Source organism: Rhizobium terrae, assembly GCF_003425685.1.
GTDB lineage: Bacteria > Pseudomonadota > Alphaproteobacteria > Rhizobiales > Rhizobiaceae > Neorhizobium > Neorhizobium terrae.
Window position 1 is genome coordinate 1 of the sequence record NZ_QJKM01000007.1, and the last position, 23,576, is coordinate 23,576.

Consider the following 23,576-nt stretch of genomic DNA (forward strand, 5'->3'; position numbering starts at 1 on the left):
GTGGTCATTGCGGGGTGGCTGCACCCGTTCCCATTCCGAACACGGCCGTGAAACACCCCTGCGCCAATGGTACTTCGTCTCAAGACGCGGGAGAGTAGGTCGCTGCCAGGTCTGCAAAACGCAACACAATCTTCTCGATCACATTCTCGGCCCAAGCCGAACTTCGATTGGGCCGCTCATGCGGCCCTTCGCTGTTTGCAGGACATCTGAAATGCAAGGCAAACGCACCTTCCTATCGCCGGTGCGCCCCTTACAGGAGACAAATCGCCTCCGGCAATTTGCTCCGGCAGTATGCATCACAGCGCAGCTGTGACGCAGTCGCGACAAACCTCATAGAGGTTTGCGCAAACCGGATAAGCCGCACAGCGGCTTACCCAGATGGCGCGGGGTGGAGCAGCCCGGTAGCTCGTCAGGCTCATAACCTGAAGGCCGCAGGTTCAAATCCTGCCCCCGCAACCAAAATTTAAGAGCCCATCAGGCTCGAAGCGAATCCCGGAAAATACCCCCTCCCGCAACCACTGAAACTGTAACCGTCGCCATCTCGCCTCCTCCTCCTCGGCAAGGACAGCGCGGAACCGCTTCAGATAAGCCAGCCCGATCATTGAACGCGCCCGCCCTAATCCGGCGGGCGTATTCGTTTGGATGCCGCGTGCGCAAGCCGCCGCTGTAGTCTCGGAACGTCAGCATCGAGGCGAGCATCCCGGCAAGACGGCCATGGATCGTGAGGTCAGCTGATTTGCGATCGGCCGACGGCGCAACGACGACCTTCCGGATCAGCTCCCTGAGGAAGTCGAAATGACGCTGGACGTCACCTGTTCGCTCGCACCGGCGCGGACGATCACCGTCAGCGTGCCGATGGCTGCCGCGTACATGGAGGGGTTGGTGATGAACGCGCCTTGGGCTCGCCGCGATGTTCGCGGGTCGAGCTGGCAAGAGAGGCCTCGATCTCGTCACGCTGTTTCCGCAGGTCGCCGAACTTCCCGTTCGGACCGCCCGTCGCTTTCATTATAAAGCTGCGCACAAGATCGCGCAGCCTATCCGGCGACTCTGAACCGTTTTCCGCTCTCAATGCCTGTCCCCTGGTTCGCAGCAATCGAAGGCGTTGACAGGGACAGGAGGGAGAGATATGTCAATGTCGTAACTGATATCTTAGTTGTAGAATTGATATGTTGAATACGGTCGAGTTCACATCGTTGCCCCTTTCCGATCTGGTCTCTCCGCAGGATTTGCCCGCCGGCGGCAATATGACCAACCGTATCCACGCGCTGTTGCGCAAGCTGATCGTCGAGGTGAAGCTGTTGCCGGGCCGCGCGCTGTCCGAAAAGGAGATCGCGGCGCTGCTTCACGTGAGCAAGACGCCCGTTCGGGAAGCCATCATCAGGCTTGCGGAGGAAGGTTTTGTCACCGTCGTCCCGCAGGGTGGCACTTATATCGCGCCGATCGACGTGCAGCGCTACATGGAGGCCTGCTTCATCCGCTTCAAGCTGGAGGAGGGGGCGGTTATCGAGGCCGCCAAACGGCATTCGCTGGAAGATGTCGCACGCCTGAAGACCTGCCTTGCCCAGCAGCGCACCGCGGCCGAAGACGAGCAATTCGCCGATTTCTTCCTGCTGGACGAGGAGTTCCATCGCACGATCTTTGCCGCGGCCCGTCTTCCCGGCGCCTGGAGTGTCGTCAACCAGGCAAAGGGCGAGATGGACCGGATGCGGCATCTGAAGCGCGTATTTGCGGTTCGGCGGACCGAAAAAGTGATCGAGGAGCACGAGAACATCGTCGCCGCCATCGAGTCCGGCGATATCGAGCGGGCGCGCGAGGCGGTCCAGCTTCATCTCGGATCGCTCGAATCCAAGATCGCCGAACTCTCCAAGGATCCGAAAATCTGGACCTATATCGAACAGGTCAATACGCGCGTCACCAAGAAGCGCGTCTCAAGGGGCTCCAAATTGCCTGCCTGAACATCCAAGGCTTTTGAGGAGGGGCCTTTCATGTCTGCAGTTCAAATCAACGATGTCGTCAAGCGATATGGCGCTCTCGAAGTCGTCCATGGCATCAATCTGGCGATCCAGCCCCGGGAATTCGTGGTCCTGGTCGGGCCGTCGGGATGCGGCAAGTCGACGACGTTGCGTATGGTCGCGGGGTTGGAGGATATCTCCGACGGTACGGTTTCGATCGGCGGGCGGGTGGTCAACAAGGTCGCGCCCAAGGACCGGGACGTCGCGATGGTGTTCCAGAACTACGCGCTCTATCCCCACCTGAACGTCGCGGAGAATATCGCCTTCGGCCTTCGCGTCAGGGGCGAGAAGCGCGACGTGATCGACAAGGCGGTCGCGGAGGCCGCGCAAATCTTGGGGTTGACGGATTATCTGGCCCGCAAACCTGCCGATCTCTCCGGCGGCCAGCGCCAGCGTGTCGCCATGGGTCGGGCCATCGTTCGCAGGCCGAAGGTTTTCCTGTTCGACGAGCCGCTCTCGAACCTCGACGCCAAGCTGCGCACCCACATGCGCGCCGAGATCAAGCAGCTGCACAAGCGCATGCAGGCAACCAGCATCTATGTGACGCATGATCAGGTCGAGGCGATGACCCTGGCAGACCGCATCGTCATCATGAACGGTGGCAAGATCGAACAGGTCGGCTCGCCGATGGAGGTGTTTCTCGAGCCGGCGAACACCTTCGTTGCCGGCTTTATCGGCTCGCCGCCGATGAACCTTCTGGACGCCGTGATTGCCAAGCGCGACGGCGGGGTAAAGGCCGTCCTCACGGGTGATGCCGGCCAAAGTCTCAGCATTCCGGACGCCTTTGCGAAGGCCGCAACGGAAGGCCAGCCGATCAAGCTGGGACTGCGGCCGGAGATCATGTCGGTGCGGACCGGCGACGGGCGCGAAACTCTGGATTGCGCCATTGAGCTCGTGGAGCCATTGGGTGCCGAGGCTTTGCTTCACGGCAAGGCAGATGGACATTCCTTCATCGCCAAGGCGGAAACGCTTTATTCCCATCATGAACTGAATGGCGTGGCACGGCTCGGGATCGATACGGCGCGCATCCATGTCTTCGATGCGGCAACCGGCCGTTCTCTCCAGGCAGGCGGCGGATTGCGGCCATGAAGCACAATCTCCGCGAAAGCCTGCACGATTTTTGGGAGGACCTGCGCCGGGATTGGCAGCTTTATCTGCTGCTGGCGCCGACGGTCATCTGGTTTGCGCTGTTTCTTTACAAGCCCATGTACGGGCTTCTGATCGCGTTCAAGGATTTTTCGATTTTCCGCGGCATCGAAGGAAGCGCCTGGGTGGGTTTTGCGAACTTCGCGGAACTCTTTCAGAACGACATGTTCGTCAGGGCCTTCTGGAACACGATCACCATCAGCGGCCTCGGGCTGATCTTCGCGTTTCCGGTGCCCATCATCCTGGCGCTGATGTTCAACGAAGTCCAGAGCGCGGCGGCACGCCGCTGGGCCCAGACGGTGGTCTATCTGCCGCACTTCATCTCTGTCGTGATCGTTGCGGGCATCGTCATCAATTTCCTGTCGCCGTCTACCGGCGTCGTCAATCTTCTCCTGAAGGGCCTTGGCTTCGAGCCGGTCTATTTTCTGACCCAGCCTGAGTGGTTCCGGCCCGTCTTCATCGGTTCGTCGATCTGGAAGGAAGCGGGGTTCGAATCGATCGTCTATCTTGCGGCGATCGCCGGCGTGAGCCCGACGCTTTATGAGTCCGCGCGGGTGGACGGCGCGTCGCGCTGGCAGATGATGTGGCGCATCACGCTACCCTGCATCCTGCCGACCATCATCATCATGCTGATCATCCGCATCGGCAACCTGGTCGAAGTCGGTTTCGAATACATCATCCTGCTCTATCGCCCGTCGACCTATGAAACGGCCGACGTCGTCTCGACCTTCATATACCGGACCGGTCTGCAGGGAACCCAGTACGATCTGGCCACCGCCGCCGGCCTGTTCAACGCGGTCATCGCTTTCGTCCTCGTCTATTCGGCCAATCGCATCAGCCGAAAAGTCTCTTCGACATCGCTTTGGTGAGGAGCCGAAGATGGCAAGTTTCAACCTCTATTCCCGCGGCGACAGGATCTTCGGCTGGACCAACGCCGTCCTGCTGGGCCTGTTCGTCCTTTCGACGCTCTATCCCTTCATCTATGTCCTGGCGGTTTCGGTCTCCTCCGGTGCAGCCGTCACGGCAGGCCGTGTGACGCTGTGGCCGGTCGATATAACGCTCGCCGCTTACGATCGGGTGCTTTCGGACAGGATGTTCTGGATCGCCTACGGCAACACCTTCATCTACACCTTCGGCGGCACGCTGATGAGCCTGGCGATCATGATACCCGGGGCCTATGCGCTGTCGCGCAAACGCCTGCGCGGCCGCACCTTCTTCAATCTCGCGATCGCCTTCACGCTCTGGTTCCATGCCGGCATGATCCCGTTCTTCCTGAACATGCGGGACCTCGGGCTTCTGGACAGCCGTTTCGGCATCATCATCGGCTTTGCCGCGAATGCCTTCAACGTCATCCTGCTGCGCAACTTCTTCGAAGCCGTGCCGAAATCCTTCGAGGAGGCGGCAAAGATGGATGGCGCGAGCGAATTGCAGCTCCTTTGGAAGGTCTTCATTCCGCTCTCCAAGCCGGCGATCGTCACCGTCGCGCTCTTCTGCATCGTCTCGCGCTGGAACGGTTACTTCTGGGCGATGGTTCTCTTGCGCGGGGAGGAGAAAATCCCGCTGCAGGTCTACCTGAAGCGCGTGATCGTCGATCTCAATTCGAACGACGAGTTCGCCTCGAGCCTGCTGACGGCCCGGTACTCGTTCGAGACAGTCACCTCGGCGATCATGATCGCCTCCATCATCCCCGTCCTCATCATTTATCCCTATGCGCAGAAATATTTCACGAAGGGAATTCTGCTGGGCGGGGTCAAAGAGTAGCAACACAAGGGAGGAGAACCTGTGAAAGCACTGCACAAAGGAGCGCCCCTGCTGGCGCTGATGACGGCCGTCATGATCGCGTCGCCTGGCCTGGCTCAGGATACGGGCAGGATAACCAAGGAGCCGCTGGAGCTGACGATCCATTTCCACTTCCGCGACAAATATGTCTATTCGGAAAAGTGGCCGGTGGAGCGGAAGGCGGCCGAAATCACCAATATCCATGTCCGCAACGTGGCATCGCTTGCGACCACCAGCAGCCGCGATGCGTTCAACCTCCTGATCGCCTCGGGTGATCTTCCCGATATCGTCGGCGGCGATGCGACGGGAGGGCTGAAGGAAGATTTCATTCGCTACGGGCTGGAAGGCGCGTTCATCCCGCTGGGTGATCTGATCGAGAAACACGCACCTCATCTGAAGGCGTTCTTCGACAGCCACCCTGAAATCCGCAACGCGATTTCCGGACCGGACGGCAAGTTCTATTTCATTCCCTATGTGCCGGACGGGAAATTTTCGCGCGGCTGGTTCATTCGCCAGGATTGGCTCGACAAGCTCGGGCTGAAGCGACCCGAAACGCCGGAAGAGATCCATGAAGTCCTCAAGGCCTTCCGGGACAAGGACCCCAACGGCAACGGCGTCAAGGACGAAGTGCCTTATTTTGCCCGCGAGGAAGTCGATGCCGTCCGGTTGATCAACCTCTGGGACGCCCGCGTGTCGGGTTCCGAGCGCTATGGCGACTTTGCGGTCTACGACGGAAAGCTGCGGCATCCCTGGGCTGAGGAAAACTACAAGACCGGGATTTCGCACGTCGCGCAGTGGTACAAGGAAGGGCTGATCGACAAGGAAATATTCACCCGCGGCGCCCGCTCGCGGGAATATCTCCTGGGCAACAATCTCGGCGGCATGACGCATGACTGGTTCGCCAGCACCTCGACCTACAATGACGCGTTGTCGCCGAAGATCAAAGGGTTTGCCCTAAAGCCGATGCTGCCGCCCAAAACGGCTTCCGGGGACCGGTTTGAGGATGCCCGCCGACTGCGGGTCCAACCGGTGGGATGGGCGATTTCGGCGACCAACGAGCACCCGGTCGAGACGATCAAGTATTTCGATTTCTGGTTCTCCGAGCAGGGTCGCATCCTGTCGAACTTCGGCGTTGAAGGCCTGACCTACGAAATGGTCGATGGCAAACCGCAGTTCAAAAAGGAGGTTCTGGAAAGCAAGGACCCCGTGAATGCGCAGCTCTGGGCCATTGGCGCCCAGGTCCCGCGCGGTTTCTGGATGACCTACGAATACGAGCGCCAGTGGACCAACAAGATCGCGCTTGAAGGCATCGACATGTACGAAAAGTGCAACTGCCTCAAGGACGAATTCATGGGCGTGTCGCTCAATGCCGAGGAAAAGGCCGTCTTCGACCGCTACTGGCCGAGCATTCTCACATACATGACTGAGATGCAGCAGACATGGGTGCTTGGTGCCCAGGACATCAACACCGGCTGGGGTGCTTACAAGAAGCGCCTGACCGACCTCGGCTATGACAAGGTCATCGAGACCATGCAGGCTGCCTACGACCGCCAGTACAAGGTGGCGCAATAAGCCTTCCTCGATTGGGATGGCGGCGCTGGCCGCTGCCATCCTCTTTTACCGCTTTTTACAGGAGTTCGAGCCGCGATGCGTCACTCTGCGCCGGCCATAGTCAGACAAACTCGCCTCGATGAACCCCGGCCGGGTTCATTGACCATCGGCTACGTGCCGAGCGAGCAGAACCCTCCCAAAGAAAACCCGCCTCGCTTCTCCTGGTTGCCCGATATCGACGACGGCGCGCGATACGTCCTGCGTATCTCGACCGATCCTGGTTTCGCCGATGACAAGACACGAACTTTTCCGGACCTCGCCTGGAATTTTTTCACGCCGGATGAAACGCTGCCGGAAGGCCGGTATCATTGGTCCTACGCGCTCTGGGACCAAGAAACCGCAGCGTGCAGTTCCAACTGGAGTGCCGTGCGCAGTTTCGAGATCCTCGAAACACTGCCGCAGACCCCGCTGCCCGGCCGGACCGCCCGGCATGCCGCCTCACAGACGAGCCATCCGCGGCTGTGGCTCAATCCCGACCAGCTCAAATCATTCGCTGCAGCCGTTGCAAAGGATCCTGACCACTGCGGCTGGTCGGATTTCTTCGAGAAGTCCGTGAAACCCTGGCTTGAACGGCCGATCATGGAGGAGCCCAGGCCCTATCCCGACAATGTCCGTGTCGCGACACTCTGGCGGCAGATGTATATCGATTGCCAGGAAGTCATCTATGCGATCCGGCATCTTGCCATCGCTGGCCGTGTCCTTAGGCGCGACGATCTGCTGGATGCCTCCCGCGACTGGCTGCTCGCCGTTGCGGCATGGGACCCGAACGGGCCGACCTCGCGCGCCTATAATGATGAAGCGGCTTTCCGTGTCGTCGTCGCATTGGCTTGGGGGTATGACTGGCTCCATGACCACTTGAGCGAAGAGCAGCGCGGCGCCGTGCGGTCCGTTCTTCTGCGCCGGACGCGCGAAGTGGCCGATCATGTCATCGCCCATGCGCGCATTCATGTATTTCCTTACGACAGCCACGCCGTGCGTTCGCTTTCGGCGGTGTTGACGCCGGCCTGCATTGCGCTTTGCGGCGAAAGCGACGAGGCGGTCGAATGGCTCGACTATACCGTCGAATTCCTGGCCACTCTCTACTCCCCCTGGGCGGGAACGGATGGCGGATGGGCCGAAGGTCCCCACTACTGGATGACCGGCATGGCCTATCTCGTGGAGGCGGCCAACCTCATCCGGTCCTATATCGGCTTCGATCTCTATCGGCGGCCGTTTTTCCAGAATACCGGCAGGTTTCCCCTCTACACCAAGGCGCCCGGAACCCGGCGTGCCGGTTTTGGCGATGATTCGACCATGGGCGATCTGCCGGGCCTGAAGGTGGGCCATAACGTGCGTCAATTCGCCGGCGTCACCGGCAACGGCCACTATCAGTGGTATTTCGATCGTATCAAGGCGGATGCGGCCGGCACGGAGGCCGCCTTCTACAATTACGGTTGGTGGGACCTGAATTTCGACGACCTGGTCTATCGCCACGATTATCGCGAAGTGGCTGCGACCTCGCCTGCCGATCTTCCCGCACTTGCCGTCTTCCATGATATCGGCTGGGCGGCAATCCAGAAACATATGAACGATCCCGACCGGCACCTGCAGTTCGTCTTCAAATCGAGTCCTTACGGGTCTTTGAGCCACAGCCATGGCGATCAGAACGCGTTCGTCCTGTATGCCTATGGCGAAGATCTCGCGATCCAGTCAGGCTATTACATCGCCTTCAATTCCAGCATGCACCTTCACTGGCGGCGTCAGACCCGGTCGAAGAACGCGGTGCTGATTGGCGGCAAGGGCCAATATGCGGAGAAGGACAAGGCGCTTGCCCGTCGCGCTGCCGGCCGCATCGTGAATGTCGAGGAAAAACCGGGTCATGTGCGTATGGTCGGCGATGCGACGGCTGCCTATCAGGTCGCCAACCCGCTGGTTCAAAAGGCCGAGCGCGAAATCCACTTCGTCAATGACAGCTATTTCGTGATCGTCGACCACGTCGAATGCTCCGAACCCCAGGATCTGCAGTGGCTTTGCCATATGACGGGGGCGCCGCAGACTGGCCGCTCGGGTTTTCGCTACAACGGCCGTAAGGCCGGTTTTTACGGCCAGTTCGTGTTCTCCTCCGCCGGCACGCCGCACATCACAGCCGTCGAAGGCTTCCCGGGGATCGATCCGACGGAATTCGAAGGGCTCGATATGCATCATCATGTCTGTGCCACGATACCGCCGGCAACGAGCCACCGCCTTGTGACCCTTCTCGTTCCCTACAGCCTCAAGGAACCGAAGCGCATCTTCAGCTTCACCGACGATCAGGGCTTCTCCACCGACATCTATTTCACCGATGTCGATGACCAGCGTTTCAAGCTTTCCATTCCCAAGCAATTCTAGTGCATGTGAGGTTTCCAAATGCAGCGTTTCACCAACAAGACTGTCATCGTGGCCGGTGCCGGGCGGGATATCGGGCGTGCCTGCGCCATTCGTTTCGCCGAGGAGGGCGCCAATGTCGTCCTCACCTATAACGGCGCCGCGGACGGGGCGGCCATGGCGGTTGCCGAGATCGAGAAGCTCGGTCGTTCGGCAGTCGCAATCAAGGCCGATCTGACCGATGGGGCCGAGGCCGAAGCGGCGATTGCCGTTGCCGCCGAAAGGTTCGGCATCATCCATGGCCTTGTCCATGTCGCCGGCGGCATGGTCGCCCGCAAGACGATGGCGGAAATGGACGAAACCTTCTGGCACCAGGTCCTTGACGTGAACCTGACCTCGCTGTTCCTGACGGCAAAGGCCGTCCTTCCGAGGATGGCAAAGGGTGGCGCGATCGTGACCTTCTCCTCCCAGGCGGGCCGCGACGGCGGCGGGCCGGGCGCCATCGCCTATGCCACGTCGAAAGGCGCGGTCATGACGTTCACCCGCGGTCTTGCAAAGGAAGTCGGCCCCGATATCCGTGTCAATGCGGTCTGCCCCGGCATGATTGCAACGACCTTTCACGATACCTTCACCAAGCCCGAAGTTCGCGAGCGGGTGGCCGGCGCTGCATTGATGAAGCGGGAAGGAGCAAGCGAGGACGTCGCTGCGCTGGTGGCCTTCCTCGCCTCGGACGATGCCGCCTATATCACCGGTGCCTGCTATGACATCAACGGCGGCGTCCTGTTCTCGTGAGGCGCTGGTAAACCCAATGTCGGTGTCTCTCCCAAGGGCAGGTCGGATTGCCATCCTCGGCACCTCGCTCGTCCAGCAGAACCATGTCGGCGATGCGACGTCGCTTGCCACCTCGGCACGCGGCTGGATGAGCTGGGCCGAGGTGTTATCGCACGGCAGGCTTGTCTGTCCCGTCCATCACGATCCAAGTGTCGTGCCTGGCTGGGAGCCCAGCAATCGCGAAGGCGTCAGCCGTTTCTTCTCGGGCCTCAATTTCGGGGTTTCGGGGCAGAAGGCAATCGAGATCGAGCGCCGCCTGCCGCGGCTGCTCGCATCCGATTTCGACCTGATCATCGTTGATGCCGGCACCAACGATATGATGGTGGAGACACGCCAAACCATCGCGCAGACGCGCGCGCGGATCGCTTCGGCGCTGCTCGAAGCCGGCAAGACGGTCATCCTGCTTCCGATCCTGGCGCGCGGCGTCCAGAAGTGGCCGGCAGGCGGCGCGGAGCGGGCGAAAGCGCATTGGATCAACCGGCACGGCATCGATTTTGCGGCCAATCACGCCAATTGCCATGTCTTCGATTGGAATGCCGCCTGGGTCGATACCGAGAGCGATTTCGGCGAACCGCATCCGGGCTATTCCAATGACGGGACGCATTTTTCCGTGCTTGGCGGTTTTGCGGTCGGCGGCCTTCTGGCGCGGTATCTCGAAAACATCGTGCCATATGCACCGGCCCGCACGCTTTCGAGGGACGATCGCTTCGATCCGGCGAACAACCCTCTCGGCAATCTGGCATCGAGGCTGTCTGCACGGACAGTGACGGAGAGAGGGAAAGCAAGCCATCGTCTGGGCGGAGAGATGGCCCATCCCGGAGTGGGTGCCTGGGTAGAGGCGATCTGCGACGTGGAAGTGCCCGCCCATGAGGGTGTCCTCGGCATATCGCTTCGGCTGAAGGATGTTGCGGACGATGGGCAGGAGGCACTTGCGCTCGCACCGCTTTACGCCGATGACGGCTCGCTTTCTCCGTTCCCGGGCACGTCCTGGCGCGGTGCGTTGAGGACGCCGCCGCTGAAGCTCAAGCCCGGTACGAAGGCGCCCGAACTTTATCTCGACGTGATCTTGCGTGCGGATGCGATGCCGATCGAAATCGACATTGCCCGCATCGATGTTCGGCCTGTTCCGAGCCCCGTGCGCGCATGAGGGGAAACCACAACAAACCAAGACTTCTCATCGCCATGCGCGACGAGCTGCCTGAAGGTTTCTTCGGGCCGTGCGAATGGGCAAGATTGAAGGCGGCGACGGATATCGTTTCCGGTTTTCCCTATACGGATTTCGACGCGCCGGCCGGTGCCGAAGCTCTGGCCGAGGCGGACATTCTTCTGGCGGCATGGGGGACGCCCTCATTGACGAAGGAGCGCCTCCGGCGTGCGCCCCGGCTCAGGATGGTCGCTTACGCGGCGGCGTCGGTGCGCACCGTCGCGCCCGCCGAATTCTGGGAGGCGTCCGATATCCTCGTCACCACGGCCGCGGCGGCCATGGCCATTCCCGTCGCCGAGTTCACCTTTGCGGCAATCATCATGTGCGGCAAGGATGTCTTTCGGCTGCGCGACGACCATCGCGCAGAACGCGGGGCAGGCGGCTTCGGCAGCAGGCGCGGCCTGAACCTACCCTATCTCGGCAATCATTCTCGTCGGGTCGGGATCGTCGGTGCCTCGCGGATCGGCCGTCTGGTCATGGGGATGCTTGCGCACAGCAAATTCGAGATCGCGGTCTATGATCCGTTCCTGACGGCGGACGAAGCCGCAGCGCTTGGTGCGATGAAGATGGATCTCCACGATCTGCTCGCATGGTCCGATACGGTTTCGCTCCATGCGCCGATCTTGCCCGAGACCCGCCATATGATCGGCGCCCGCGAATTGGCACTGATGGCGGATCATGCGGTGCTGATCAACACGGCGCGAGGCTGGCTTGTCGATCATGACGCGCTGCTGGCCGAAGCCCGGTCGGGGCGGCTGCGTATTCTGATCGATACGCCGGACCCCGAACCATTGCCTGCCGATAGTCCGTTCTACGATCTTCCCAATGTCGTGCTGACCCCGCATATCGCCGGCGCCTTGGGCAATGAGTTGAGGGCGCTTTCCGACCTTGCCATTACCGAGATCGAACGGTTCGTCGGCGGTCTTGCGCCGCTCCACCCTGTGCACAGTCGCGATCTGGAGCGCATCGCATGAACGAGTTCGAATATTGCTTCTCCACGCTCGGCTGCTCGGAATTGAGCTTGCACGAGGTCGCCGATCTCGCGGAACGACACGGCATCGAGGCCGTGGAACTGCGTGCGCTGTCCGCAACGCTCGATCTGCCGACGGCACTTGCTGCGGAGTTCGGGGAGCCTTCCGGCTTGGCGACTTTCCTGTCCCGTCAAAAGGTAAGGGTCGCTGCACTCAACACGTCCATCCGTCTGTTCGAGGCGGCCGATCTGTCCGGGATCGAGCCGTTCATTTCCTGGGCCGAGGCGGCCGGCGCCGGATATCTTCGTGTCTTCGATGGCGGCAACAGATTGAGCGAAGCCGATCTGGAGCAAGCTGCAGACATGCTGGATGCCTGGCAGGCGATGCGGCGTTCGCGACGCCTGAATGTCGACCTGATGATCGAGACCCACGACGCGCTGGCGGATTTTGATCAGCTCGTTGCATTCGTTGAACGGGTGCCGACGGCGCGGATCTTGTGGGATACCCATCATACATGGGCGAGAGGGACCGACATCGAAGCCCTCTGGCGACGCATCGCAGGAAACGTCGTTCATCTGCACGTCAAGGATAGTGCGCCTGATGGCAGTGGGCGCCGACGTTATGTGCTGCCGGGGCAGGGTGATTTCCCGATAGCAAGGCTGGTCTCGCTTCTCCGGTCGAACGCGTGCCGCCTCCCAATCAGCCTGGAATGGGAACGCCACTGGCATCCTGAATTGCCGCCTCTGGAAGATGCATTGAGGGCGGCGCGCACATGGTGGCGACAAGGAGTTCTCTGATGCGCATAGCCGAAGTCCACCTCACGCCCGTCGCGATTCCCGACAAACCCTTGCTGAATTGCAAGGGCGTCCACCAGCCCTATGCATTGCGCACCGTCATCGAGGTCATTTGTGATGACGGGACGGTCGGATTGGGCGAAAGCTACGGAAGCATCAAGGCGCTGGAGGGCTTGCGGCGCGCGGCGCCCGCCTTGATCGGGCTCGACCCGTTCCATCTTCACGAGCTGAAATTGCGCGTCATGACGGCGCTGCCCGAAGGCGGCGGCATCAACGCGAAGTCCGCCGTGGCCGATCACAAGCTGACGGATGTGGTAACCTCCGCCTTCGAGGTTCCCTGCCTTGACATCCAGGGGAAGCTGCTCGGCCGCCCGGTGGTCGATCTGCTCGGCGGGCCGGTCCGCGGCAGCATCTCCTTCAGTGCCTATCTTTTCTACAAATTCGGGGCCCATATCGGCCAGACACAGGACGAGTGGGGCGAGGTGCTCACTCCCGACCAGATGGTTGCCGAAGCACGGACCATGGTCGAGACCCACGGATTCCGCTCGCTCAAGCTCAAGGGCGGCGTGCTGCATCCCGATCTTGAGATCGAGACGATGTTGAAGCTGCGGGAGGCCTTTCCCGATCACCCGCTGCGGATCGATCCCAATGGCGGCTGGACCGTCGAAACGGCGATTCATATTGCCCGCAAGCTGGAGAATGTCCTCGAATATCTGGAGGATCCGGTGATCGGCATGGATCAGATGGCGGAAGTCGCTGCCGCCACCTCGATCCCGCTTGCCACCAACATGATCGTGCTGGAATTCGACCAGATCGCCGAAGCCTTCCGAAAGAAGGCGGTGCGGATCGTGCTCTCCGACCACCATTACTGGGGTGGCCTGCGGGCTTCCACGCATCTCGGCAAGATATGCGAGGCCTTGGGGCTTGGCGTCTCCATGCATTCGAATTCGCATCTCGGCATCACGCTTGCGGCCATGCTTCACGTGGCGGCGGCGACGCCGAACCTGGGTTACGACTGTGACACGCATTATCCCTGGACCGGTGTCGATGTGATCGAAGGTACGCCGTTCATTTTCCGCAACGGCGCCTTGGCGGTGCCGGATGGGCCGGGTCTCGGTGTTACCCTCGATCGCCGGAGGCTTGCCGAATTGGCGGGCTTCTACGAGCAGGCGGGTGTGAAGGAGCGTGACGACACCGCTTACATGAGGCGGTTTGATCCGGGCTACGAGCGACGAGTGCCCCGGTGGTAGTCTGTGCCGCACCATTCCAGATCCGAAACCCCGGACGGTTTGCGCTGCCAAATGGTGCTGCTTTCATAGCGCACTTATGGAGAACTGAATCCTGAGAACGGAACGAAGGGCGCAACCTCGCGCTGCGCCCCTTTGCTTCAGGCTCGCCGCGCGCCGTCGATGATTGCGCCGCCATCGGGCGTGAGGCTGCAACCCTTGCTGAATTGAGAATTCTTGCCAAGCTCCGGCGTGTGTCTTGCATATCACCCGGCCTTGCGCTGAGGTATCGAAATACACCATAGGAGCAGTATCAGCGGCGCCGAAGAGCGCGCGATTTCGAAGCTCTGCGAGCTCCAATCGAACTGATAAAGATAAAAAGCGCCGCCCAGCCGCGCCGCAAGGATATCGAGGCAGGAGATCAGTCCGAATTTCGAGGAATCGACAAAGGAAAATGCAAGGGCGGTCGAGGGGATGTTCGCCATCGCCATGGCAATGCCCACCGTAAACATTATGCCGAAAGCCCCCGCGGCCGAGTTGGACGGAAGCTGGACAAAAACGACAAGTCCGCAGCCGGCCAGGATCGCGGCGAAGACGAGGCATCGGGGAAAGTGAACACTGTCGACCTTGCGCATCGCAAAGGATAACGCAGTGAACGCGATCCACGGAGAGGCTCCCAGAAGCGCCATTTGGGTATCGGAATACCCTTCACGGATCGCCCTGAGAGGGACGGCGTACATGAGCCAGGTCAGTTGGCCGTAAACGATGAATACGATGCCGAGGACTGACAGCAACCCTACCAACGAGTTTCCGCTCGAAGCAACAGCCTGCGGAGAGGCTTGCGCACCGGAGGCGGTGGCGGGGGCGGTCGCGATCAGGGAAAATGCCAGGACCGACAGTCCCAGGATCAAGGCCACCGAACTGCGAAGAGCGGAAAACTGGGCCACAATGATCAGGAACAACGGCGCGATCACGCAAACCGCACCTGTGGTGGTCGCCCAATAGGAAAGATATCTGGTCTTGTCTTTGAACGTAACGGAGATGATGGAAGGAATAAGGGGCGAAAAAACGCCAGCTCCCAAACCCATGAGAACCCTGGCGAAGAGCAGGCCGTGGAAGGCGTTCAACGTCACCAGCAGGACCGCGCCGAGGGAAAACATCACCAGCCCCGCGCGAAACAGCGCCAGCAGAACGCGGGGATTCTTGGCGAAGTAGGAGGGGATGATTCCTGCCACGAGGGCAATGTTGTAGGCGTATGCCAGAAGAACGCTGTTTTCCGAATTGAGCTCGAAATTCTTCGAAAGGCTCGCGAGGACGATCGGGAAAATCGATATGTCTGCCGTGTAGGATGACGCGGCCGATAGGACCGATAGGAAAAGCCTTCGGTTCGGTTCCGCTTCAGTCATTCTTTCTGGTCTTCCGTGATCGCCGTGCGTAGCTGCCTTTTTCCCTCTTCGGGCCGACGCGATCCACGATCGTGCGTTTGTACGCGGTCCAATCGTCCTCCTGGAAAGCATCGAGGGATTCGACGAATTCGAAATCCCTGACGCCCCCAAGGGTCAAGAAACGAACATCCACGGGGTAAATCTGCAATATCGGCTCGTTCCGGTGGAATATGACTTCCGTGTCGGTCTTCAGAATCTTGATATTGGTGAAGAGCGGGCCGAACCACTCGTCCGTCTCGATGATACCTTCATATGTAAAGGTGTGGTGGTTCTGCTGATAGTTTATGGGAGGGCGGACATAGGCGAAAATGCCGGGCGTGGTCTTCAGGACCAGTCCGCTCCATAGCTGAAATGAACCTGGCTCCGGCACCGAGGAGATGAACGGCGGAGAATATCCCTGCACGTCCGCCGGGGCGGAGGCGTTGAACTGGTCCTTGAACTTTGGAAACTGCAGGGTGTCCGCCTGGATCCAGTCGTCGATCCCGGCGCATTTGAAGAAGATCACCTTGCCGTCCCACATGACGCGGAAGTCGAGAGGCGGAAAAACATACCACCCCAGCTGAGAGGCAAGCCTTACAGGTTCGCAATATCTGTATGCGCGCACGGGCAAGGTGCCGGATGCGGATGAATCTGCAGGAATCGGCCTCACCGCCGAGGGAACCATGCGCAGAAAAGTAACACCCACGTCAGTGCCTGACTTGGCTACGTCTGAGCTGCGCATGGCTGGATTGTCCCGTTAGGCTGCTTCGTCCATCGAAATAACGTCGAACGCCGGGCTCTTGTTCGCGATATGGACCCTGCCGTCATCGATAAAATCGGCAATGTCGAAAGCAGGGCTCTTGTTGGCAATATGCACTTTACCATCGTCGACAAAATCGCCGATGTCGAACGCCGGGCTCTTATTGGCAATGTGCACATTGCCGGCATCAGCGAAATCGGTATTTGTGAATGCTACGCGCACGTTGGCGAGAGAAGCGTCATGTTTCATATCACCACCTATGGTTAAAGCGGCGGGAATGCCGCAGGCATCAGCTAGGGCCGGACACGCGGTTGTCAATGGGCGGTCGCCCGATTGGAAAATCTTGATGCCGATGATTACGTCGTCCAGCCTCCATTGGAAGGATGCGCCGAAGGATTGGGGGCCGCACAAGACGCTCTATAACCGGTTCATCCGCTGGAGCAGGCCAGGTGCTTCGATCGCATTTTTTGCGGCATTGGCCGGCAAAGGTCCGGTGCCGGCCGTATCATGATCGATACTACCCGTTCGAAAGCGCACCGGACGCAGCAAGATTGCTTGGAAAGGGAATGTTCCCCACGTCGTATCGGGCGACCCAAAGGTGGATTGAACTCCAAATTTCACGCCATGTGTGAGGGCAGGAGGCGCCCGATCATCACGCTGCTCGCGACAGACAAATGCGCCATCAATAAGACCGGCATCTCTCCGATCGCGGCTGCCGCCAACGCCGGCGACAGTTCAAGCCATTCATCTCAGCGATCTTCGGAAACCACCAAGCGAGAAACCGAAGAACACCGCGGCGATCACCCCAAGCCACAGAAACTGCGGCCATACAACCGAAAAACCACCACCCCGGTAAAGTATACCCTGCGCCATCAGGATGAAATGCGTGTTCGGGGCCGCAAACATGATCGTCTGGATCACCTCCGGCATGCTTTCGCGCGGCGTCGTCGCGCCCGAAAGAATCTGCAGCGGCAGCAGGACCAGCATCAGCAGCAGGCCGAACTGCGGCATCGAACCGGCCACCGTGGCAAGCGCGATCCCCATCGCGGTCGTGGCAAGAAGATGCAGCACCGCGCCCGCCATGAAGAGCACCAGCGATCCCTCGATCGGGACCTGGAGCAGGCCCTGCACCATGATCACCAGCGAAAACAGCGTGGCGCAGAAGACGACAAGGCCCATCGACCAGACCTTGGCGAGCATGATCTCCGCCGGACTGACCGGCATGACCAGGAGATGTTCGATCGTGCCGTGCTCTCGCTCGCGGATCAAGGCGGTTCCGGTCAGGATGATCGACAGCATCGTTACATTGTTGATGACGTTCATCACCGATGCGAACCACATCTGGTTGAGTTCCGGATTGAAGCGGGAACGGAGCGCGAGGTCCACGTCCGGGGTGTCGCCGGCCGTACTGGTCCGTGCGAAATCCGAGACCTCGGCGGTCACGATGCTCTGTACGTAGCCGGACCCGGAAAAGGCCTGGGTCATGCGGGTTGCATCGACGTTGAGCTGTATGACGGGCGCTCCACCGGCAATCAGGTCGCTCTGGAAATTCGGCGGGATGTCGAGCGCGAAGGTGTCGACGCCCGCATCCATCCGGTCGTCCATATCTTTCGCCGTGATCATGACCGGCCGTTTGAAATAGGGTGCCAGGAAGGAATCGCCGATGCGCCGTGACAGCGGCGAGTTGTCCTCGTCGACGATCGCGATCGGGGCGTTGTTGAGCGTCTCCGGAACCGCCTTTGCCTCCGTATAGACGGCAATGGTGAAGGCATAGATGATGAAGCCGATGAGGGCCGGGTCGCGCATCAGGCCGCGCAGTTCCTTGATCCCGAGGTGAAGGATGGTGCCGGGTCTCATGGTCAGCCTGCCTGCTTCTTGAGGAAGACGGCCGCGGCCGCGATGAGCAGCGGCGCAGCGGCCACCAGCGGCAGAAACGCGCTGCCGAGGTCTTCGAGGGAAAGTCCTTTCGAAAACGTGCCGCGCGAGATGATGTTGAAATAGGTCGTTGGATAGATCTCCCCGATCAGGGCGCCGAAACCCTGCAGCGAGGAGACGGGATCGATCATGCCCGAGAACTGGACGGCGGGAATGATGGTCATCAGCGTCGTGCCGAAGATCGCCGCGATCTGGCTCGACAGGAAACTGGAGACCAGCAGGCCGAAGGCGGTCGAGAACGCCACGTAGAGGACGGCGGCCAATGCGAATGCGGAGAGGCTGCCGGTGAAGGGGACCTGGAAGACAAAGACGGCAAACAGCCAGAGCAGCACGGCATTTGCGATGCCGAGCGCCAGGTAGGGGGCCTGTTTGCCGAGGAGGAATTCGAGCCTCGTGACCGGCGTCACGTAGAAGTTGACGATGGAGCCGAGCTCCTTTTCCCGAACCACCGAAAGGGCGGCCAGCATGGCCGGGATCAGCAATAGAAGCAGAGGGATGACCGCCGGCACCATGGCGACGAGGCTTTCTATTCCCGGATTGTAGCGAAAGCGCGTTTCGATGGAGAAGGAACCCGCGGCGGCATCTCCGTAGATCTCGCGGGCATGCCGGGCAATCCAGCCTGCATGCATGCCCTGGACATAACCGCGGATGGTTTCCGCCCGCTGCGGCATGGCGCCGTCGATCCAGGCGCCGATCTCCACATCGCTGCCGCGCGCGACGCGTTCGGCAAAGCCCGGCGGGATCTCGATCGCGAGCTTCAACGAGCCGTCGCGCATGCGGTTGTCGAGATCGTCATAGTTCCGAAGCGGCGGCTGTTCGATGAAATAGCGGGATCCGGCGATGTCGGCGACATAGTCGCGGCTGGTCACCGTATCGTCGCGGTCGAGGACGGCAAAACTCAGGTTCTGCACGTCCATGTTGATGCCGTAACCGACGACGAACATCAGGATGACGCTGCCGATCAGGGCAAGCGTGGCGCGGATCGGATCGCGGCGCAACTCCAGCGCCTCCCGGCGACTGTAGCTCCAGAGGCGGCGCGGATCGAAGTTGCGCCGGTGCCTGCGGCTCGCAGGAACGGTCGGCATGGCCGGCTCGTCCTGTTGCCCGGGCGAGGGTGCCGGTTCGCGGATTGCGCCCTCGAGATAACCGATGAACGCTTCTTCCAGCGTCGCGGCCCGTCGCCCGTCGCGGATTGCGGCCGGCGTATCGCTCACCAGAACCCGGCCCGCATGCATCAGCGAAATGCGGTCGCAACGTTCCGACTCGTTCATGAAATGGGTGGAGATGAAGATCGTCACTCTGTCCTTGCGGGAGAGCTCGACCAGCATCTCCCAGAGCTGGTCCCTGGCGACGGGATCGACGCCGGAGGTCGGTTCGTCGAGGATCAGAACCTCGGGAGAATGGACGAGGGCCACGGCGAGCGAAAGCCGCTGGCGGACACCGAGCGGCAGGGCGTCGGGCAGCCAGTCCATGACGTCGAGAAGCCGGAAACGCCGGCCCATCTCCTCGATCCGGGCCGGAATGGCGTCCGGCGGCAGCCGGAACAGCCGGGCATGCAGGTCGAGGTTCTGCCGGACCGTGAGCTCCGTGTAGAGGGAGAAGGCCTGCGACATGTAGCCGACGCGCCTTCGGACATCCATGTCGCGCGGATCGACCTGCCTGCCGAACAGCCTGGCGGTGCCGCCGCTTGCCGGCAGAAGCCCCGTCAGCATCTTCATCGTCGTGGTCTTGCCGCAGCCGTTGGAGCCGAGGAAGCCGAAAATTTCTCCGCGGCGTATGCGGAAACTCACATTGTCCACGGCCGTGAAATCGCCGAAGCGCATGGTGAGGCCGTCCGCCTCGATGGCAAAATCCGAATCGTCGAAGACGGGTGGGGGGAGCCGAACGGCGTGATGTGCCGCCCGCTTTTCTGCCGGCATGAGCGCGATGAAGGCATCGTCCAGCGTCGAAGCGCCCGTTTTCGCCAGGATCTCGTCCGGCGAGCCGGTGGCGAGTATCTTTCCGGCATCCATGGCGGCCAGCCAGTCGAAACGCGCCGCTTCCTCCATATAGGCGGTGGCGACCATGACGCTGAGCTGCGGTCGTTCGGCGCGGATATCGTCGATGAGGTTCCAGAATTGCCGGCGCGACAGCGGATCGACCCCCGTGGTGGGTTCGTCGAGGATCAGAAGGTTCGGGTCGTGGAGAAGAGCGCAGCAGAGGCCGAGCTTCTGCTTCATCCCGCCGGACAGCTTGCCGGCCGGCCGATCCTCAAAACCGGCGAGCCCCGTCCGCTTCAGGAGCGAGCGAATGCGGGCCTGCCTTTCGTCGCTCCGCTGTCCGAAGAGGCTTCCGAAGAAATCGGCGTTCTCGAACACCGAAAGCGTCGGATAGAGATTGCGGCCGAGCCCCTGCGGCATGTAGGCGATCGCCGGGCAGACGCGGCTGCGGTGTCCGCTGCCGCGCATGTCGCCGCCGAGCACCTGAACCTCGCCTTTCTGGATGGAGCGCGCGCCGGCGACCAGCGAAAGAAGGGTCGATTTGCCGACGCCGTCCGGACCGATGAGCCCGACCATCCGGCCTTCGGGAATGTCCAGCGACACGTCGTCGAGTGCGATCCTCTTGCCATAGGAATGGACCAGGCTTTTCAATCGCGCCACATGGGTCGTCTCCGCCGCATCGGCCATGGCAGCATGCTCCCTATGGGGTCAGCGGTTGCGAGAGTGCCGCAGGCCATTGAGCATCGGGGTCGACCCTCACATAGGCACGACCGGGAAGCCCCGTCTTCACCTGGGCCACATATTTCTGCAGCAGTTCCCGCGGCACCTGGGCGCGAAGCCGGAACATCAGCTTCTGGCGCTCTTCTTCCGTCTCGACGGTCTTCGGCGTGAACTGGGCGACGTCCGAAACGAAGGATATCCGGGCTGGAATGACATATTGCGGGGCTGCGTCCAGCACGATCCGCGCCTCGCTGCCGATCGCGATGCGGCCCGCATCCGCCGTCGGGAGGAAGAAGGTCATGTAGACATCGCTGATGTCCAGCATGTTCAGGACGCGTCCTCCGGCTGCGACGACCTCGCCCGGTCTTGCGACCAGATATTGGATACGGCCGCTACGCGGTGCCTTGAGCTCGCAGTCGCGCAAGTCGGCTTCGATCCTCGCGATCGTCGCCTGTGCCGCCTCGACGGACGCTTCCGCGTCGATCACCTGCGATTGGGCGGCACCGATCGCCGCATCGGTGGCCGCAAGCTGGGCTTTGGCGGCGGAGACGGTCGCCTTGGCGGTTTCGACGCGGCTGCGGTCGTCATCGAGGGCCTGATCCGACACCGAACCGCTGCGGGAAAGCTGCTCGCTCCGCGCGAGCCTCCTCTGAGCCGATTGAAGCGCGACTTCATTTTGGGAGACGGTGGCTGCTGCCGCCTCTTTTTCGGCCCGCCGCTGATTGACCAGGCTCCTTGCCGTATCGATGCCGATCCTTGCGCGGGCGAACTGTGCCTCCGCCTCGCGTTTCTGGGCGGTCAGCTGCTCGATATCGATACGGGCGACGACCTGACCGATCTCGACGAAATCGCCCTCTCTCGCGAGGACGTCGGACAGGCGTCCGGCGGTGCGCGCCGCAATATCGATTTCCGTTGCTTCGATGCGCCCGTTGCCGCTGGCAATGCCCTGCATGGCCTGCTCGGCATTCCAGTCCTTCACATATTTCCAGCCCAGAGCGCCCCCGGCGACGGCAACCGCGAGGACCGCGGCGATTTTTCCGATGCGATTCACTTGCTGCTCCAATTGCGGATCGGTTGCTGTTCAGTCCGGAAGGCAAAAATCTGAAGTATGGGTTGTGGGCCTGCCGATATTCCCCGTCGCATCTCTCGGCGACCCGATCTTGATTGCCCTGCAAGGCGCCCGCCAACATTGATAAGGATCAACGATGCCGCCGCAAGGTCAAGCCGGTCGTGATCATCGCTCATTTCTCCTTCCGCCGTTTCCCGATCGCTTGGCGAAATCGGCGAGGATCGGCGCCTGACCCTTCAATATCTTCCGGTCCGCCTTGTCGAAGCGAAACCATTCTGCCCGATCCACCTCGGGAAATTCCTGGAATCGTCCGGAATGGGGCGGCCATTCCAGCGAGAACATGTTGCTGGCGACATGACCCTGGTCGACCGCGGGATTTGCCTCCACCGTCCAGACAAGCACCTGCTTTCCACCCGGTTGCCGGTATTCCCCGAGCCATTCGAACGGCCCGTCGAGGGTATTTCCGATTTCCTCCGCGGTCTCCCGTATGGCGGCGGAGAGTTCGTCTTCGCCCTTTTCCACGAGGCCCTTGGGGATCGACCATGCCGCCTCGTCCTTGTTCTTCCAGAACGGGCCGCCGGGATGCACGAGGAGCACCTCCGGCTCCCCGTCGGCATATCGGAATATGAGAAGGCCCGCGCTGCGTTTCGGCATCGGTCACGCTCCTGTTGCCGACATTCCGGCCTGCCCCCGGCATCGAGCGGATGCGACTGTTGTTTGACAAAGATCATCGCTGCCCGCTTCCTGGGGAATAGGCTCCTTTTCATCGGACCGATCAAGGTCCATTCGACAGGGAGCGTGTCATGCAATTCAAAACAGTACTTGCAATCGTCGGCGCCACGGATGCGGACGCCGACATCGGCAAGGCCATAGAACTGGCCGCGGAGCAGGAAGCGCATCTTTCCATCATCGTCGCGGGCCTTGCCCTGCCACCCAGCGCCGGCGATTTTCCCTCTACCGTCTGGCTGGACCAACGTTATGAGGACCTGAAGATCCTCGATGACACAAAGCGGAAGGCGGAGACCGCCTGCGCGGCAAGCGGCCTGTCGTTCGATGTCGATGAACTCTATACCGAGGCAGGCATTTTGAGCGGCGAGATATTCCGGCGAGCTTTGTACGCGGATCTCGTCTTCATTGCCGGTGGAGTGCGCGGCGATCGCGAACTGACGAGGGCGGTTCTCGATGGAAGCGTCTTCGATGCACGCCGGCCGCTTCTTGTCGCGCCGGAAAAGGGCAATGCGAGCCTCAGGCCGCAGCGCGTCCTGCTTGCCTGGAATTCGCGCGTGGAAGCGGCCCGTGCGGCCCGGGAAGCACTTGACGTGCTTGTCTCCGCCGGAACGGTCAACATCGTGATTGTCGATCCGGACAGTTCCTATTGGGAGAATGGCGGCGAGCCGGGTGCGGATGTCGCCGTTCATCTCGCGCGCCACGGTGTTAATGTCGTCGTCGAGCAGTTGGCAAGCGGCGGACGGCCGATCGAGGATGTCCTGCAGCGGCACGCGCTGGAAAGCGGTTGCGATATGATCGTCATGGGCGCCTATGGTCATTCGCGGCTTCGCGAACGGATTTTCGGCGGTGTCACCGCTTCGATCCTGAAGGATTGCGCAGTGCCGGTCTTCCTCGCGCGATAATGCCTGCGGCAGGCAGAGCAATTCCGGCAAAAGTGGGAACCGGTTTTGCGTCCGGAATTGCGTGAAAACAAAGAGATGGAGCATTGGAGGCGACTCCGTTTTCGCCGGAAATGCTCTAAGCCAACCCGCCCCGGTTCCGCG

At 61.0% G+C, this 23,576-nt stretch carries 19 protein-coding genes, 1 tRNA gene and 1 rRNA gene; 14 read left to right on the plus strand and 7 right to left on the minus strand.

From position 1 onward, the window contains the following. The 13 genes from rrf to DMO26_RS14020 form a co-directional block, all read left to right on the plus strand. Window positions 1-111, plus strand: a 5S ribosomal RNA gene (gene rrf, locus DMO26_RS13960); the annotation flags it as partial. A gap of 271 nt (window positions 112-382) precedes the next feature. After that, a tRNA-Met gene (locus DMO26_RS13965) sits at window positions 383-459 on the plus strand. A gap of 785 nt (window positions 460-1,244) precedes the next feature. Further along, a complete protein-coding gene (locus DMO26_RS13970) occupies window positions 1,245-1,955 on the plus strand; it encodes a GntR family transcriptional regulator (RefSeq protein ID WP_117193089.1) in 711 nt (236 codons plus the stop codon). Between the two features lie 30 nt (window positions 1,956-1,985). Beyond that, window positions 1,986-3,101 (plus strand): ABC transporter ATP-binding protein, encoded by a 1,116-nt coding sequence (locus tag DMO26_RS13975; RefSeq protein WP_117192774.1) that lies wholly within the window; start codon window positions 1,986-1,988, stop codon window positions 3,099-3,101. Next, window positions 3,098-4,027 (plus strand): ABC transporter permease, encoded by a 930-nt coding sequence (locus tag DMO26_RS13980; protein WP_117192775.1) that lies wholly within the window; start codon window positions 3,098-3,100, stop codon window positions 4,025-4,027. The genes DMO26_RS13975 and DMO26_RS13980 overlap by 4 nt, the downstream gene beginning before the upstream one ends. A 10-nt stretch (window positions 4,028-4,037) precedes the next feature. Next, complete coding sequence (locus tag DMO26_RS13985; protein ID WP_117192776.1) at window positions 4,038-4,919, plus strand: carbohydrate ABC transporter permease; 882 nt, start codon at window positions 4,038-4,040, stop codon at window positions 4,917-4,919. Window positions 4,920-4,979: 60 nt separating this feature from the next. After that, window positions 4,980-6,509 (plus strand): extracellular solute-binding protein, encoded by a 1,530-nt coding sequence (locus DMO26_RS13990; protein WP_117193090.1) that lies wholly within the window; start codon window positions 4,980-4,982, stop codon window positions 6,507-6,509. Window positions 6,510-6,584: 75 nt separating this feature from the next. Further along, a complete protein-coding gene (locus DMO26_RS13995; protein WP_117192777.1) occupies window positions 6,585-8,915 on the plus strand; it encodes an alginate lyase in 2,331 nt (776 codons plus the stop codon). A gap of 18 nt (window positions 8,916-8,933) precedes the next feature. Further along, complete coding sequence (locus DMO26_RS14000; RefSeq protein ID WP_117192778.1) at window positions 8,934-9,683, plus strand: SDR family NAD(P)-dependent oxidoreductase; 750 nt, start codon at window positions 8,934-8,936, stop codon at window positions 9,681-9,683. 16 nt (window positions 9,684-9,699) lie between these two features. Next, window positions 9,700-10,869 carry an SGNH/GDSL hydrolase family protein gene (locus tag DMO26_RS14005; protein WP_117192779.1) on the plus strand — a complete coding sequence of 390 codons (1,170 nt, stop codon included), beginning with the start codon at window positions 9,700-9,702 and terminating at the stop codon, window positions 10,867-10,869. Continuing rightward, the gene (locus DMO26_RS14010; RefSeq protein ID WP_162894894.1) at window positions 10,866-11,900 is read left to right on the plus strand and encodes a hydroxyacid dehydrogenase; all 1,035 of its coding nucleotides are present in this window, start codon (window positions 10,866-10,868) and stop codon (window positions 11,898-11,900) included. The genes DMO26_RS14005 and DMO26_RS14010 overlap by 4 nt, the downstream gene beginning before the upstream one ends. A 47-nt stretch (window positions 11,901-11,947) precedes the next feature. Continuing rightward, window positions 11,948-12,694, plus strand: a complete 747-nt coding sequence (locus tag DMO26_RS14015) for a sugar phosphate isomerase/epimerase family protein (protein ID WP_226951297.1) — start codon at window positions 11,948-11,950, stop codon at window positions 12,692-12,694. Further along, on the plus strand, window positions 12,694-13,941 hold the full coding sequence (locus DMO26_RS14020; protein WP_117192782.1) for a glucarate dehydratase family protein: 1,248 nt from the start codon (window positions 12,694-12,696) through the stop codon (window positions 13,939-13,941). Before DMO26_RS14015 ends, DMO26_RS14020 begins: the two co-directional genes overlap by 1 nt. 242 nt (window positions 13,942-14,183) lie before the next feature. Here DMO26_RS14020 and DMO26_RS14025 read toward each other — a convergent pair whose 3' ends face one another. The 7 genes from DMO26_RS14025 to DMO26_RS14055 all read right to left on the minus strand — a co-directional run bounded on the left by DMO26_RS14025 (window position 14,184) and on the right by DMO26_RS14055 (window position 22,458). After that, on the minus strand, window positions 14,184-15,434 hold the full coding sequence (locus DMO26_RS14025) for an MFS transporter (RefSeq protein WP_117192783.1): 1,251 nt from the start codon (window positions 15,432-15,434) through the stop codon (window positions 14,184-14,186). After that, window positions 15,316-16,083, minus strand: coding sequence for a DUF6065 family protein (locus DMO26_RS14030; RefSeq protein WP_162894896.1), 768 nt, complete (start codon window positions 16,081-16,083; stop codon window positions 15,316-15,318). The genes DMO26_RS14025 and DMO26_RS14030 overlap by 119 nt, the downstream gene beginning before the upstream one ends. A 15-nt stretch (window positions 16,084-16,098) precedes the next feature. After that, window positions 16,099-16,512, minus strand: coding sequence for a hypothetical protein (locus DMO26_RS33690; RefSeq protein ID WP_162894898.1), 414 nt, complete (start codon window positions 16,510-16,512; stop codon window positions 16,099-16,101). Window positions 16,513-16,845: 333 nt separating this feature from the next. Beyond that, window positions 16,846-17,958, minus strand: coding sequence for an ABC transporter permease (locus DMO26_RS14040; RefSeq protein WP_117192786.1), 1,113 nt, complete (start codon window positions 17,956-17,958; stop codon window positions 16,846-16,848). A gap of 2 nt (window positions 17,959-17,960) precedes the next feature. Continuing rightward, window positions 17,961-20,702 carry a ribosome-associated ATPase/putative transporter RbbA gene (gene rbbA / locus DMO26_RS14045; protein WP_117192787.1) on the minus strand — a complete coding sequence of 914 codons (2,742 nt, stop codon included), beginning with the start codon at window positions 20,700-20,702 and terminating at the stop codon, window positions 17,961-17,963. Between the two features lie 13 nt (window positions 20,703-20,715). After that, window positions 20,716-21,786, minus strand: coding sequence for an HlyD family secretion protein (locus DMO26_RS14050; protein ID WP_404947053.1), 1,071 nt, complete (start codon window positions 21,784-21,786; stop codon window positions 20,716-20,718). A 183-nt stretch (window positions 21,787-21,969) separates the two neighbouring features. After that, entirely contained in the window at window positions 21,970-22,458 is a 489-nt protein-coding gene (locus DMO26_RS14055; protein WP_117192788.1) for an NUDIX domain-containing protein, read from the minus strand. Between the two features lie 149 nt (window positions 22,459-22,607). Here DMO26_RS14055 and DMO26_RS14060 point away from each other — a divergent pair, with 149 nt between their 5' ends. Then, window positions 22,608-23,435, plus strand: coding sequence for a universal stress protein (locus tag DMO26_RS14060; protein WP_117192789.1), 828 nt, complete (start codon window positions 22,608-22,610; stop codon window positions 23,433-23,435). Window positions 23,436-23,576 lie beyond the last annotated feature (141 nt).

Coding starts and splice junctions, on each gene's coding strand:
- DMO26_RS13970 (WP_117193089.1), top strand. CDS start 1,245: ATGACCAACCGTATCCACGCGCTGTTGCGCAAGCTGATCGTCGAGGTG.
- DMO26_RS13975 (WP_117192774.1), top strand. CDS start 1,986: ATGTCTGCAGTTCAAATCAACGATGTCGTCAAGCGATATGGCGCTCTC.
- DMO26_RS13980 (WP_117192775.1), top strand. CDS start 3,098: ATGAAGCACAATCTCCGCGAAAGCCTGCACGATTTTTGGGAGGACCTG.
- DMO26_RS13985 (WP_117192776.1), top strand. CDS start 4,038: ATGGCAAGTTTCAACCTCTATTCCCGCGGCGACAGGATCTTCGGCTGG.
- DMO26_RS13990 (WP_117193090.1), top strand. CDS start 4,980: ATGACGGCCGTCATGATCGCGTCGCCTGGCCTGGCTCAGGATACGGGC.
- DMO26_RS13995 (WP_117192777.1), top strand. CDS start 6,585: ATGCGTCACTCTGCGCCGGCCATAGTCAGACAAACTCGCCTCGATGAA.
- DMO26_RS14000 (WP_117192778.1), top strand. CDS start 8,934: ATGCAGCGTTTCACCAACAAGACTGTCATCGTGGCCGGTGCCGGGCGG.
- DMO26_RS14005 (WP_117192779.1), top strand. CDS start 9,700: ATGTCGGTGTCTCTCCCAAGGGCAGGTCGGATTGCCATCCTCGGCACC.
- DMO26_RS14010 (WP_162894894.1), top strand. CDS start 10,866: ATGAGGGGAAACCACAACAAACCAAGACTTCTCATCGCCATGCGCGAC.
- DMO26_RS14020 (WP_117192782.1), top strand. CDS start 12,694: ATGCGCATAGCCGAAGTCCACCTCACGCCCGTCGCGATTCCCGACAAA.
- DMO26_RS14025 (WP_117192783.1), bottom strand. CDS start 15,434: ATGCTTTCCAGGAGGACGATTGGACCGCGTACAAACGCACGATCGTGG.
- DMO26_RS14030 (WP_162894896.1), bottom strand. CDS start 16,083: ATGCGCAGCTCAGACGTAGCCAAGTCAGGCACTGACGTGGGTGTTACT.
- DMO26_RS14040 (WP_117192786.1), bottom strand. CDS start 17,958: ATGAGACCCGGCACCATCCTTCACCTCGGGATCAAGGAACTGCGCGGC.
- rbbA (WP_117192787.1), bottom strand. CDS start 20,702: ATGGCCGATGCGGCGGAGACGACCCATGTGGCGCGATTGAAAAGCCTG.
- DMO26_RS14055 (WP_117192788.1), bottom strand. CDS start 22,458: ATGCCGAAACGCAGCGCGGGCCTTCTCATATTCCGATATGCCGACGGG.
- DMO26_RS14060 (WP_117192789.1), top strand. CDS start 22,608: ATGCAATTCAAAACAGTACTTGCAATCGTCGGCGCCACGGATGCGGAC.